Source organism: Lysinibacillus sp. S1 (assembly GCF_044986265.1).
Lineage (GTDB): Bacteria > Bacillota > Bacilli > Bacillales_A > Planococcaceae > Lysinibacillus > Lysinibacillus capsici.
Genome location: NZ_CP173154.1, coordinates 3,598,017 through 3,611,517, shown reverse-complemented (window position 1 = coordinate 3,611,517; position 13,501 = coordinate 3,598,017). Strand labels below are relative to the sequence as shown.

The following is a 13,501-nucleotide window of genomic DNA, read 5'->3' as shown; positions in this document are numbered from 1 at the left end:
AGCTACACATCAATGCCTTTCGTTTTAAATTATTTTAAATGACTATCGAAGAATTTTACCATGGCATTATAGAATTCAATTCTATTTTCCTCATTTGCAAAGCCATGTCCTTCATTATCTTTTAGCATGTACTCTACATCCACACCTCTAGCGCGTAAGGCTTCCACAATTTGATCGGATTCTGCTTTGTTCACACGTGGGTCATTTGCTCCTTGTGCGACAAATAATGGTGTTTTGATTTTATCTGCATGGAAAACTGGTGAAACAGCAGTTAACAATTCTTTGTCTTTCTCTGGATGACCTACACGCTCATAAAACATGTTACGCATAGTTTCCCAGTAAGGAGGGATGGTATTTAATAATGTAAATATGTTAGATACCCCTACATAATCAACTGCAGMAGCATATAAATCAGGTGTATACGTAATACCCGCTAATGTTGCATAACCACCAAATGATGCCCCATAAATACCGATGCGATCAGGGTCTGCAATGCCTTGGTCAATTGCCCATTGGACACCATCAGTGATGTCATCTTGAATCTTCAGACCCCATTGTTTATTACCAGCCTGAAGGAATTCTTTACCATATCCAGTTGACGAACGGAAATTCACCTGTAGCACTGCATAGCCACGATTAGCTAATAATTGTACTTCTGGATTGAAGCCCCACATATCACGTGCCCAAGGCCCACCATGAGGATTGACAATAAGAGGGAGATCTTTCGCTTCTTTATTTTTCGGTAAAGTTAAATAGCCATTAATCGTTAAGCCATCTCGGCTCTTATATGAAATTGGATGCATTTCTGCCAGTTCATTCGGATTTAACCAAGGGCTTAAAGTGGCCAACTCGGTTAATTCATCTGTCGTAGAATCGTAATAATAATATTTTCCATAGACAGTATCACTTGAAACACTCACAATAAATTTTGTCATTTCTTTATTGTAATCGTTGATACCAAGCTCACTTTCATGCACATTCAGCTTGCTTTGGATTTTACGGAAAAGCTTTTCAAAGTTCTCATCAAAGAATTGGTAATGTGGTTTATCTGTTATATACGCACCATATAGCAATTTATCGTGTTCGGCACTATATAAGACACCAGAAACATCTACTTGATCATTAGACATAATTACTTCTTCATTACCTTTTAAGTCGTATTTCACAACTTCTACTTTGTCTCTACCTTTGTTAGATGTAGCGTAAATGTATTGATTGTCTTTTGAGAAAGCTAGTGGCATTACTTCATCTCCAGCTTCCATTTCAATAAATGGCTTGAATTCATCCTTTTCAGAATCTCGATAAAGAATCGTTCCTTCCACACCATCTGAGGCTACAGCAATTCGTACATTTCCATTGCGATCTGCTAGCCAGCTCGTAATATTACCCGGATTTTTTGCAACGTGAGTTGTTTCCCCAGTCTTTACATTCAACTTGTAGACATCAAAAACTGTTGCATCTTCCTTATTCATCATGATAAGAATTTCATCTTTAACACCCTGTAGACCACTTAATATCCCAACTGTGACATTTGGATATGGCGTTAGATCTTTTTCCTCAGAGCCATTAAATGTTGTAGAATAAATATGGAAGTTTTCATCTCCACCTTTATCCTTTACGTATAGTAAATTATTATCCTTCCAGTAAAATCCTGCAACGTCCCGATCTTTTGAATTGGAAACACGAACAGGCTCACTATCATCATTCATCTTTTTCACGAAAACATTGGATCTGTTCTCCCAAGCAGAGGAAAAAGTAATGTAATTGCCATCTGGCGAAAGTTCATAACCAAAATTACCAGGATTTTTCATAAAGTCTTCAACTGAAATTTCCTTTACACCTTCATGATTGGAACCATTTTTTATTTGTTTTGCATTGTTTAATATTTTTACTGCATCTTGTTTTGAAATTGCTTCTGTATTTAATGATAAGCCATTAAATAAACCAATCTTATTGGCCTTCTCTAAATAGTCAGCAAGCGAAGCTTCTTTTTCTTCTTTATTTAACGCTCTAACTAAAATACGAGCCGCTTCATCACGTTTAATTGTCAAACTTAAATCTGTGAATTCTCCAGCCTTGACCCATTTATCAATAATTTGTTGACGCATTGAATCTGAACCGTGTTGGAATGTTAAAGTTGTTACAGCTAAATTCAAAAATTCCTGCGCTGACACACGTTCTTCTTGTGCTGTTACTGTGCTATTAGTTTCATTTGCAGCACGGACTTCTTGCATTGTTGCAGGAATAACTACAGAGGTTGTTAAAATAATTGCTAACGATGCAGATAAAAATCTTTTTTTCAAAATGATTCCTCCCTATATCAGTTTACGCTATATCGTTTGTCGATATATTTAAATTATAACAATTCTAGCATTATTGTCAATAATTGAGAGGTTTTTAATTAAGCCAAAATGAAAGCGAACTATATAGAATAGTTCGCCATACCTCTATTAAAATTTCCTGCTTGCTCCCCCACCAGCAGAAGATCCGCCACCAAATCCGCCAAAGCCTCCTCTATTCGAATGTCCTCCACCAAAACTTCCTGGATAACCGCCATAGCCTCCAGAGCGAGGACCTCCGCCGCCTTTCGAAAAGAATGAATAGATAATAATAACAACGATAATGATTAGGATAATTAACCAAGTGGGTATGTCATCCTCTTCTTTTGTTTGCGCTGGCAAATCACCGTTCCAATTATACTCTTGGGCAACAGCGCGAAAAACTTCAGAATAGGTTGCTTGAAATGCTTGATCTAGATTACCAGCACTTGCTGAGGGATAAAATGCATTATCTAAAATGCGTCCTAATTTACCATCTGGTAATGCTCCTTCTAGTCCCTGACCCACGGCAATTACAACGTCGTTATTTCCTTCCCCTTGACCTAAGGTAGCTAAAATTAGGACACCGTTATTTTTATCCTTGTCACCAATGCCCCATGACCGAATCAATTTTGTCGCATACATTTTCGGCTCTTGTCCATGAAGACTATCAACTGTGACTACCATGATTTCAGCACCCGTGCCTTGATCCAACTGCTCAGAATATTGATTTATCTCTTCTTTGACATTCGCAGAAATTACATTGGCAAAGTCATGTATATACGTATTTTTCATCGGTGATGGCATCGTTGCTTCTGCTAGATTCGAGAAAAAAAGAAGCACCGAACAAACGATGATCATCTGTACAATGCAACGTTTCATTATTGTGTACCCGATTGACTAAAATCGATAGATGGTGCTTTGTCCGCTCCTGCTGTGGCTTTAAAGTATTCTTTTTGTTCAAAGCCAAACATCCCTGCCATCAAATTCCCCGGGAAACGTTTAACATGTTTATTGAATTGCTGCACCTCATTATTGTAATCCTCACGTGCTACTGCCAGACGATTTTCTGTACCTGCTAGCTCATCCATTAACTGGCGGAAGTTTGCATCTGCCTTTAAGTTTGGGTAATTTTCTACAACTACTAGTAAACGACTAAGAGCGCCAGTTAAAGCATCATTGGCAACAGCTTGCTCCTCTGGTGAGCTTGCACTTCCCATTTGTGCACGTGCCTCCGTAATATTCGCTATCACCTCTTGCTCATGATTCGCATAGCCTTTCACAGATTCCACTAGATTGGGAATCAAATCATAGCGACGTTGGAGCTGATTTTCAACTTGTGCCCATTTAGAATCAACATTTTCCTCGGCTGTCACCAGACTATTGTATTTAGGTATAAATAATAAGGCGATTACAACAAGAATGATGACAATTATTCCAATTGGTCCAAGTAACTTTTTCAATTTTAATCCTCCTTGACTTGCTTTTCCTTCTATCTTTAGTCTACATTTTTACCTTTACATTTATACCGTATGAAATTGAATTGACACGACATACTAAATACTGCAACAAAAAATTATTGAGGAGGCGTTTTTTTTGTCACAATCGTTTTACAATGAATCATCAAACCAAACAAATTTAAATCAACAACATAGCCTAAATCATGGTGGACATGAAATGATGGACATGCATGAAACAATTGGCGAAATTATTGCAGGTATGAACCAAGCGATTATTTTGCGTCCCCATGTAAAAGATCCTGAATTACTCAACATTTTGGATCGCCAATATAATTTCACTCTTGGTATGTACAATACGATCGTAGAGTCCTTTAAAACAGGACACGATCCATCTGTTCCAACAGGACGCTACCAAATGGAAACAGGAAATGATTTCAAATATGGCCTAAATCCTGGTCAACCAAAAAAGCCGATGCAAAACGCTAATGAAATTAATGATGAAGCTATTTCTGGATTTTTACTTGGAGCTCAAAAAGGAGCAGCGAAATGTATGACAACTGCTGCGTTGGAGACAACAAACCCTGTAGTTCGTCGCGTTGTTGCGGATAGTATTCCTAACTGTATTGAAATGGGATACGAATTATCCATTTATCAAAATAAACACGGCTATTATCAGGTGCCTCAGTATTCCCAACAGGATATGCAAACGATGCTGAATGCATTCGACACAACATCTAATCCCCTTCATTAAATAAGAACAGCACAAAAAAAGCGAACGAGCATGTCGTTCGCTTTTTCAGCTTTATAATACTTTTCCTAAAAACGCTTTCGTACGGTCGCTTTGGGGATTGCCGAATAGTTCCTCTGGAGACCCTTCTTCTACAATATAGCCCCCATCCATGAAGACTACTCGATCACCTACTTCACGAGCAAAGCCCATTTCATGTGTCACAACTACCATTGTCATCCCTTCAGCTGCTAGATTTTTCATAACATCTAGCACCTCTTTTACCATTTCAGGGTCAAGTGCTGAAGTTGGCTCGTCAAATAAAATAGCTTTTGGCTTCATTGCTAAGGCACGAGCAATCGCCACACGTTGTTGCTGACCACCTGATAGCTGCTCAGGATAATTATAGGCCTTGCTGTCGAGCCCGACCTTTTTTAATAGCTCATGTCCTAAAGCTTCTGCGTCTGTACGATTCATTTTACGAATTTGCATAGGTGCCATCGTGACATTATCGATAACTGTCATATGCGGGAATAAGTTAAATTGTTGAAACACCATACCCACTTCAGCGCGAATTTCATTGATATTCGTTTTAGGATCATTAATTTTTACATTTTCAATATAAATAGCACCATCCGTTACTTCTTCTAACATATTGATGCAACGGAGAAATGTACTTTTTCCTGAACCAGACGGCCCAATAACACAGACAACTTGTTTTTCTTGAATTTCATAATCGATTCCTTTTAATACTTCAAGCTTGCCAAAGTATTTGTGTAGGTTTTCAATTTTTATCATCTAGCTTCCCGCCCTTCTACCTTAGCTTTACGAGGGACATAGCTATTGCTAAATCGTTTCTCGATAAATGCTACAATCTTCGTTACACCATATGTCAACACTAAATATAATAATGCTGCAACGATATACGGTTCCCAGAAGCGGAAGCTTGCACCAGCTACGACCTTACTAGCGTATAAAATATCTGGTGCTGCAATTACAGTTACGAGTGAAGAATCTTTTAATAATGCAATAAATTCATTGCCCAATGGCGGAATCATACGTCTAAATGCTTGAGGTAAAATGACCTTACGCATCGCTTGGTTATGCGTTAATCCAAGAGAGCGAGCAGCCTCCATTTGCCCTTTTGCAATACTTTGAATCCCTGCACGGAAAATTTCCGCATTATAAGCAGCACAGTTTAAAATAAGCGCTGTAATCCCTGATACCATATAACCTAAAGAATGACCAAAAATTGTTGGAATAACTGCTAAGTGAATTAACAAGATTTGTACAAGCATCGGTGTTCCACGGAATAAATCGATATATAGTTTAGATGGCCAATAAATCCATTTTTTACTCGATAATTTTCCAAGGCCTAAAAATAGTCCTAATAGAATACCGCCAAAATAACCACTAAGTGTCAAAATAAGTGTTACGCCAATACCTCGTATAAACATATCTCGGTAGTTCCAGACAATGTCCCAGCGTAAGTCAAAGATGTCCATCCGAAAACCCCATTCCCCTTTAAATTACAATTAATAAATGAGCTGTTAGCACAGTTACTATGTTAGTAGCATCATTTCATTCATTTTTATTGAAAATCAATGCCTGTAATTTCTTTTAATTTACCGTTTTCTTTAATCTTTTTAAGACCTTCGTTTAATTTATCTAGCAATTCTTTATTCCCTTTTTGAACCATGAAGCCATAGTATTCTTTTTCGAATGCATCATCTTCAATTACTTTTAGTTTTTGATCTGGGTGAGCTTTGATATATTCATAAACTACTGCATTATCTCCGATAGCTGCATCAACATTACCATTTAGCATCTCTTGGATAGCGATTGGCTGACTTTCAAAAGCCATAATATTTGTACTTGCTTCCCCTTGTAGCTTTTTCGCTGCCATATGACCAGTTGCATTGATTTGTACAGATACTTTTTTATCTTTTAATTCATCAAGAGATTTAATCTTTGAATCTTCTTTCACAACAATTAATAACTGAGACTCATAATACGGTTCTGTAAAATCAAATGATTCTTTACGCTCTTCCGTAATTGTGATTCCAGAAGCACCGATATCTGTTTCACCGTTCTTAATTGTTTGGAACACTGGCTCCCATCCAATATTATTCCACTCAACCTCAAAGTCCATCTCATCTGCAATAGCTTGTAGAATATCGACATCAATCCCTACAATTTTCCCTGAATCGTCAACAGATTCAAATGGTGCAAAAGTTGCCTCAGTACCTACTTTGTAAACCTTTTTGCCATCTCCACCATCTTCTGAAGATGAGCTACCTGAAGATGCATCATCTTTTGTACCACAACCTGCAAGTGCTAATGTTAAAGCTGCAATAATCATCAGTAACATCCAACCTGTTTTTTTCATTGTATTTCCCCCTAGTTCGATAATTTTCCGAATTACGTATTATTTTTCGCAATTCGGAAATGTTAGACTATTAGGTCAATTATATTAACATTATAGTATTTAGACAACAACTTTTCGCATAAAATTAAATATTTTTTCATATAAATTTATAATAAATTCATATAATTTGAAAAAACATGTATAAATAACAAGAAAATTAACCTAAAACTAATATATATACAATAAGAACCATGCCAAATTTCGATAAATTTAGGCAAAAAAAAAGAATCCCCTCAGATAGGATTCTTTTTTTTCGACTATTACTAGTCTCACGTACAGTATGTTCACTAAAAAATAATTTGGAGTTGTTGCTTTTTTGAAGGTTTGAAAGGAATAAATAGGGGAATAATGCCAACTAGGACAGTATTCCCTTTATTCTTCCTCTCGATCTCCAGTAAGCAGGCTGCTAAACTACTTATTAGGAGATGAGCTATAACAGTATATCAATTGATCAGTAAAATGGCGCCCTCGGAGGGAATCGAACCCCCAGTGCAAGAACCGGAATCTTACGTGTTATCCATTACACCACGAGGGCAAAAGACACAAAAAAAAAGTACTCACTCTAGGCTTACGAAAAGCATGATGTAGATAACCCTCATTTTTGAAGCATACCTGCAAAATAGTGTCCTGTACTTTAAACCTTATAACCTTAATCATTATACAAGCCTATCCTATATAATTCAACCATAGAATGCAAAAACAATTTATTTTTTTTAATTTCACTTTAGCAGGGTTAATATTTGACCTTCCCTGACTATAATGTGTATGATAAGGATACAGCTGAAATACAAAGGAAAATTTTCAGCAAAGGTATTCGAATTTAGCTTTTTAAGGAGGATTTAACATGAATTTAATTCCTACAGTTATTGAACAAACTAGTCGTGGTGAGCGTGCATATGACATTTATTCACGTCTACTTAAAGACCGTATTATCCTTTTAGGAAGTGCTATTGATGACAATGTTGCTAACTCCATTGTCGCTCAGCTTCTTTTCCTACAAGCAGAAGATCCAGATAAAGATATCTCTCTTTATATTAACTCACCTGGCGGATCCATTACGGCTGGTATGGCTATCTATGACACAATGCAAATCATTAAACCACAGGTACAAACAATTTGTATTGGTATGGCTGCATCAATGGGTGCTTTCCTACTTGCAGCTGGAGAACCTGGTAAACGTTTTGCCTTACCAAATGCTGAAGTCATGATTCACCAACCACTAGGTGGTGCACAAGGTCAAGCGACAGAAATTGAAATTGCTGCTAAACGTATTCTATTCTTACGTGAGAAATTAAATGGCATTTTATCTGAACGCACTGGTCAACCACTTGAAGTCATTGCAAGAGACACAGATCGTGATAACTTCATGACTGCTGAACGTGCAAAAGAATACGGTTTAATCGATCATATTATGCACCGTAGCGATAATAAATAAAAAATAGAAGGCATCACAGAATTGCTCTGTGATGCCTTTTGTATTTAATGAATGTTAATCTTCATTTTCAATAATTGTTGCCAATGCTGTAACCGCTTGCTCAGCATCGTTACCTTCACTGCTTAAAGTCACTTCGGTACCTTTAGCAACTGCTAAGCTCATAACACCCATAATGGATTTGGCATTTACTTTTTTCTCATCTTTTTCTAGAAAGATATCAGCACTAAAACGATTTGCTTCTTGCACAAATAGTGCTGCTTGTCTAGCTTGTAGTCCTAATTTTAATTTAACCTGGACTCTTCTCTCAATCATTCTCAAAACTCCCCTTCACTACCGTTCGTCTATTAGTTTTATCTTACCTTACTTACTGGCAAAAGAACAATAAGCGATTAGCATGACATTCATACCTGAAAAGTATGATAACTTAACCACCTATTTTTTCACCACGCCTTAATGCATCCGCAATCTCATCAATTTTTCTCAATCGATGGTTAACACCTGATTTACTAACCGTTCCACTAGATACCATTTCACCAAGCTCTTTTAATGTCACATCTTGGTATTCAACACGGAGACGTGCTATTTCACGAAGCTTCTCCGGTAGTTGATCAAGACCAATTGAATTTTCAATAAATCGAATATTCTCAACCTGCCGTAATGCTGCTCCAATGGTTTTATTTAAATTGGCAGTTTCACAGTTCACAATACGGTTGACACTATTACGCATATCTCGCAAAATCCGAACATCTTCAAATTTCATCATAGCCTGATGCGCTCCAACAATATTAAGGAAATCTGAAATTTTTTCTGCTTCTTTTAAGTAAGTTACAAAGCCTTTTTTACGTTCAATTGTTTTGGCATTGAGTTCAAATTCATTCATCAAATCCATTAATGCCTCACCATGTTCTTTATATAAAGAATAAACCTCTAAATGATAAGCCGATGTTTCTGGATTATTGACGGAACCTCCTGCTAAAAAGGCTCCTCTTAAATAAGCTCTTTTTTGGCCGCTCTTTTGAATGAGCTTTCTTGAGATAGTATGGTTAAATTGAAAGTCGTCTGAGATGATTTCTAAATCAATTAATAGCTCACGCGCTCCTTCTCTTACACGGCATATATACACATTATTTTTTTTCAATCGCATTTTCTTACGAACAAGTAATTCAACATTGTACGGATACAATTTTTTCATAATCGTATATAGTCTTCTGGCAATTGCAGCGTTTTCGGTTTGCACGTCTAAGCTTAGTTGTTTATTTGCAAAGGATAATGAACCATTCATACGAATTAGGGCAGAAACTTCTGCTTTCATACAATGATTGTCCGCTTCTATTTGTGTCAATTCTTTTTTTGTTTCAGAAGCAAAAGACATATCACGCCCCCCTTTCAATCATGATTTCTATGTATATGTTCATCTTACCATATACAATAAAGCCATTATGTTTCTATTATTGGTCCTCTTACTTTTTGATGGTAAATATCAGCATAATCTACCAGCCATTCTGCAACATTTGTAGCATTATGTCGAACCGTTCCATCAGGTCGAATTGTAGCAATGTCTCGTTTGATAACTTCTAATCCCATACTTTCAAGCTTTGCTACGTCAAATGTTACTGGTTCCGCTCTTTCTTCTTTATACAGTTCTTTTACAGGGTTAGGGAGTTCTTCATCATTTACTAAGATGGAATCGATAAAATCATGGCCAACATGCTTATGTATGGCTGTTACATGATCACCTGCTGTATAAGAAATGGTTTCACCCTTTTGTGTCATTAAATTACAAACATATATTTTTCTTCCTTTAGCCTTAACAACTGCTTCACCTATTTCCTTAACAAGCAAATTCGGAATAATACTTGTATATAAGCTTCCTGGTCCTATTAAAATATAATCTGCACGAAGTATTGCACGAATAGCTTCTGGCAACGGTTGCACATTTTCAGGTACTAAAAAAACGCGATTAATGCGTTTCGTCGCTGTCGGGATTTTTGATTCTCCCTCGATAATTGAACCGTCCTCAAGCACAGCATGTAGGGTGATTTTTTTATTAGCTGCTGGAATAACTCGACCATGAACTTTTAAAACCTTTCCCATCTCACTGATAGCATGATTGAAATCACCAGTAATATCAGTAAGGGCTGTAAGCATTAAATTCCCTAAGGAGTGACCTCGTAAGTCTTCAGATGCCGAAAAACGGTATTGAAACATTTGCTCTACAAGGGGCTCAATATCTGATAATGCTGCAATCACATTGCGTACATCACCAGGAGGTGGGATATCGTAATCATCACGTAAACGACCTGAAGATCCACCATCATCTGCTACTGTTACGATAGCAGTAATATCAAATGGGTGATGCTTCAGACCGCGAAGTAACGTGGAGAGCCCTGTGCCACCACCAATTACCACAAGCTTTGTTTGCTTTTTCCCCATTCACTCATTCCTTTCTACGATTAATATCACGATGCGTAATAACCGTATTTTCCTTGCCCGCAAAATATGCACCAAAAAATTCTGCTAATGTCACTGAGCGATGCTGGCCCCCAGTACAACCAAAAGCAATAACAAGCTGTGATTTACCTTCTTGTCGATAGAGAGGAATCATAAAGTCTAATAAATCCGTCAGTTTTTGTATAAGGATTTGCGTATCTTCCAACGCTAACACATAAGAAGATACCTCTGTTTGAAGACCCGTTTTTGGACGTAGCTCCTCCACATAGTATGGGTTTTTAAGAAAACGAACATCAAACACTAAGTCCGCATCAATCGGCATACCATGTTTAAAGCCAAAGGACATAATGTTAACGGTAAAAATAGTATCTGCCTCACTTGCAAATTCTTTTACGATTTTTTCACGTAATTGCTTTGGTTTCATGTTAGATGTGTTATAAACAAAATTGGCACGACCCTTTACTTCAGATAAAAGTACTCGTTCCTGTTTAATTCCATCTAGAGGTAAACCATTCACTGCTAATGGATGTGCACGTCTTGTTTCTTTATACCGTCTGACTAATGTAGCATCATCCGCATCTAAAAATAAAATACGAGCAACAATATCGCCTTCTTTTAGTATATGGTCTAATGCGCCAATTAGAGCATCAAAAAAGTCGCCTCCGCGCATATCCATTACTGCTGCAATTCGGGTACTGTTTTTACCAGAATCTCTTAATAAGGTTAAAAAAGTTGTAAGTAACGCAGGTGGTAAATTATCAATACAGTAATACCCTAAATCCTCAAAGCTTTGAATAGCTACTGTTTTCCCAGCCCCAGACATTCCTGTAATAATAACCAATTCATGTGTACTTTGTTGGCCTTCAACCACCACTGTCATGCAACTCCTTTATTGTTCTTTTGAAATTTGTATTTTCTGATGAAGTAATTCAAAATTCGTTGTATAGTCAAACGTGCCATACTGAATGCCTGATTGCGAAACAGCAAATTGTAAATTAGTTCGATCTCCTTCAGCCATTGGCAAATGTGCTAAATCCTCTACTGGGTGCCATGCAAGTTTGCCTTCTCTTGTTTCTTCGAATGGTACTCCATCTACATCCTTTGCAACAAATGTATAGAGCATCCATTCATCCACTACGTCATTGTTTTCTTTAATGATCATCGTATAAACACCCTTTAAATGAACATGTAAAGGTATGACGTTTGTCTCTTCTTGAAACTCTCGAATAGCAGCCTCGAAGATTGACTCGCCACTCTCCATTTTCCCTCCTGGAGCTACATACCAGCCTCGTCTTGGTTTCTGAAGTAATAATACTTTACCGTCTTTTACGGCAATTAAATTTGCAATTCTTTGCATAGGCACACCTCTAATCACTTTTGCATTCTACTCTTCATTATAACAAGACCTTGTAAGTTTTGTCCTCATTTACAACTCTTGTACGCAGACAATTAACAATTTAGTTCTATTCAAAGATAACCATTTCATCTTGGGCGAAATTTACGTTTATCGTGATATTATTATTTGATTTTTTACACATAAAAAAGTAGGTTGCTCCCACCTATTGGAGGCGGAAACAACCTACTAAACAAAATAAAAGGGGGATTGCTAATTACATTTTTAATCATACACCTTTTATATGTCATTCAAGTTACAGCAATATTAAAACCACATTAAAATTGTATTTTTTTCCTTAAAATAGCCATATTAGGCATTAATTTTCTCTAATAGCTCTTCTACATAATGTTGAACAGCTTGCGCGGCAATACTACCGTCACCAGTTGCTGTTACAATTTGACGAAGTGATTTTTCACGAACATCTCCAGCTGCAAAGATACCTGGAATTTTTGTTTCCATCGTTTCATTTGTCAAAATATAGCCAGCCTCATTTAAAATACCTAATGACTCAAATGGTTTCGTTAAAGGAAGCATACCTATATAGACGAAAACACCATCTGTAGCAAATTCAGATTCTGTACCATCGACAGTTGATTGTAGTGTTACACTGCCAACTTTACCGTTCGCTTCATTGATTTCTTTTACAGTTGCATTCCAAATGAAATCAATTTTTTCATTGGCAAAGGCACGATCTTGGAGAATTTTTTGTGCACGTAATTTATCACGACGGTGGACAATTGTCACTTTATCAGCAAAGCGAGTTAAATAAACACCCTCTTCAACAGCTGAATCTCCGCCACCTACGACAACTAGATTTTTTTGTTTAAAGAATGCTCCATCACATACTGCACAGTAGCTGACACCACGGCCACCAAGCTCTTTTTCACCAGGCACACCCATTTTTTTATACTCAGCACCAGTGGTGATAATAATGGCACGTGTTTTATATTCTTTTGCACCTGATTTAATTGTTTTATATTCTTCTCCATCGATGACTTCCGTTACATCACCATAGGCATATTCAGCACCAAATTTTTTAGCATGCTCAAACATTTTTGTAGAAAGCTCTGGTCCTAAAATTGTCTCAAAACCTGGGTAGTTTTCTACTTCTTCAGTGTTTGCCATTTGTCCACCAGGAATGCCACGTTCAATCATTAAAGTAGACAAATTTGCACGAGATGTATAAACAGCGGCAGTCATCCCAGCAGGACCTGCACCAATAATTACTACATCATAAATTTTTTCTTCCGACATAAATACTTCCCCCTAAACAGAATACTTTTTAT

General features: G+C 37.1%; 14 protein-coding genes and 1 tRNA gene. 2 read left to right on the top strand and 13 right to left on the bottom strand.

Annotated features, from left to right (window positions below):
- Positions 1 to 29 precede the first annotated feature (29 nt).
- The 3 genes from ACHZEU_RS18010 to ACHZEU_RS18000 all read right to left on the bottom strand — a co-directional run bounded on the left by ACHZEU_RS18010 (position 30) and on the right by ACHZEU_RS18000 (position 3,781).
- Positions 30 to 2,303, bottom strand: coding sequence for a prolyl oligopeptidase family serine peptidase (locus ACHZEU_RS18010; RefSeq protein ID WP_404803596.1), 2,274 nt, complete (start codon positions 2,301 to 2,303; stop codon positions 30 to 32).
- Positions 2,304 to 2,450: 147 nt separating this feature from the next.
- Positions 2,451 to 3,200, bottom strand: a complete 750-nt coding sequence (locus ACHZEU_RS18005; protein ID WP_279496067.1) for a TPM domain-containing protein — start codon at positions 3,198 to 3,200, stop codon at positions 2,451 to 2,453.
- Positions 3,200 to 3,781 carry a LemA family protein gene (locus ACHZEU_RS18000; protein ID WP_259949813.1) on the bottom strand — a complete coding sequence of 194 codons (582 nt, stop codon included), beginning with the start codon at positions 3,779 to 3,781 and terminating at the stop codon, positions 3,200 to 3,202. The genes ACHZEU_RS18005 and ACHZEU_RS18000 overlap by 1 nt, the downstream gene beginning before the upstream one ends.
- A gap of 133 nt (positions 3,782 to 3,914) precedes the next feature.
- Between ACHZEU_RS18000 and ACHZEU_RS17995 the strand changes: the two genes are divergently transcribed.
- Positions 3,915 to 4,529 carry a spore coat protein gene (locus ACHZEU_RS17995; RefSeq protein WP_004228038.1) on the top strand — a complete coding sequence of 205 codons (615 nt, stop codon included), beginning with the start codon at positions 3,915 to 3,917 and terminating at the stop codon, positions 4,527 to 4,529.
- A 51-nt stretch (positions 4,530 to 4,580) separates the two neighbouring features.
- Here the strand turns inward: ACHZEU_RS17995 and ACHZEU_RS17990 are convergent, their stop codons facing one another.
- From ACHZEU_RS17990 to ACHZEU_RS17975, 4 genes are all read right to left on the bottom strand, one after another.
- Complete coding sequence (locus ACHZEU_RS17990; protein ID WP_048390865.1) at positions 4,581 to 5,303, bottom strand: amino acid ABC transporter ATP-binding protein; 723 nt, start codon at positions 5,301 to 5,303, stop codon at positions 4,581 to 4,583.
- Entirely contained in the window at positions 5,300 to 6,010 is a 711-nt protein-coding gene (locus ACHZEU_RS17985; RefSeq protein WP_004228035.1) for an amino acid ABC transporter permease, read from the bottom strand. The genes ACHZEU_RS17990 and ACHZEU_RS17985 overlap by 4 nt, the downstream gene beginning before the upstream one ends.
- 86 nt (positions 6,011 to 6,096) lie before the next feature.
- Positions 6,097 to 6,894 (bottom strand): basic amino acid ABC transporter substrate-binding protein, encoded by a 798-nt coding sequence (locus ACHZEU_RS17980; protein ID WP_004228033.1) that lies wholly within the window; start codon positions 6,892 to 6,894, stop codon positions 6,097 to 6,099.
- 499 nt (positions 6,895 to 7,393) lie between these two features.
- Positions 7,394 to 7,468 (bottom strand) — tRNA-Arg (locus ACHZEU_RS17975).
- Between the two features lie 309 nt (positions 7,469 to 7,777).
- Here ACHZEU_RS17975 and clpP point away from each other — a divergent pair.
- Entirely contained in the window at positions 7,778 to 8,368 is a 591-nt protein-coding gene (clpP, locus tag ACHZEU_RS17970; RefSeq protein ID WP_004228025.1) for an ATP-dependent Clp endopeptidase proteolytic subunit ClpP, read from the top strand.
- 54 nt (positions 8,369 to 8,422) lie between these two features.
- Here the strand turns inward: clpP and ACHZEU_RS17965 are convergent, their stop codons facing one another.
- From ACHZEU_RS17965 to trxB, 6 genes are all read right to left on the bottom strand, one after another.
- The gene (locus ACHZEU_RS17965; protein ID WP_004228023.1) at positions 8,423 to 8,680 is read right to left on the bottom strand and encodes an HPr family phosphocarrier protein; all 258 of its coding nucleotides are present in this window, start codon (positions 8,678 to 8,680) and stop codon (positions 8,423 to 8,425) included.
- Positions 8,681 to 8,792: 112 nt separating this feature from the next.
- Positions 8,793 to 9,740 carry a DNA-binding protein WhiA gene (whiA, locus tag ACHZEU_RS17960; RefSeq protein ID WP_004228019.1) on the bottom strand — a complete coding sequence of 316 codons (948 nt, stop codon included), beginning with the start codon at positions 9,738 to 9,740 and terminating at the stop codon, positions 8,793 to 8,795.
- 65 nt (positions 9,741 to 9,805) lie between these two features.
- Complete coding sequence (gene yvcK / locus ACHZEU_RS17955; protein ID WP_054549565.1) at positions 9,806 to 10,801, bottom strand: YvcK family protein; 996 nt, start codon at positions 10,799 to 10,801, stop codon at positions 9,806 to 9,808.
- Between the two features lie 4 nt (positions 10,802 to 10,805).
- Positions 10,806 to 11,699: an RNase adapter RapZ gene (rapZ, locus tag ACHZEU_RS17950; protein ID WP_054549566.1), complete on the bottom strand. Its 894-nt coding sequence runs from the start codon at positions 11,697 to 11,699 to the stop codon at positions 10,806 to 10,808.
- A gap of 9 nt (positions 11,700 to 11,708) precedes the next feature.
- Positions 11,709 to 12,176 (bottom strand): 8-oxo-dGTP diphosphatase, encoded by a 468-nt coding sequence (locus ACHZEU_RS17945; protein ID WP_048390859.1) that lies wholly within the window; start codon positions 12,174 to 12,176, stop codon positions 11,709 to 11,711.
- Between the two features lie 348 nt (positions 12,177 to 12,524).
- Positions 12,525 to 13,469 (bottom strand): thioredoxin-disulfide reductase, encoded by a 945-nt coding sequence (gene trxB, locus ACHZEU_RS17940; protein WP_259949818.1) that lies wholly within the window; start codon positions 13,467 to 13,469, stop codon positions 12,525 to 12,527.
- Positions 13,470 to 13,501 lie beyond the last annotated feature (32 nt).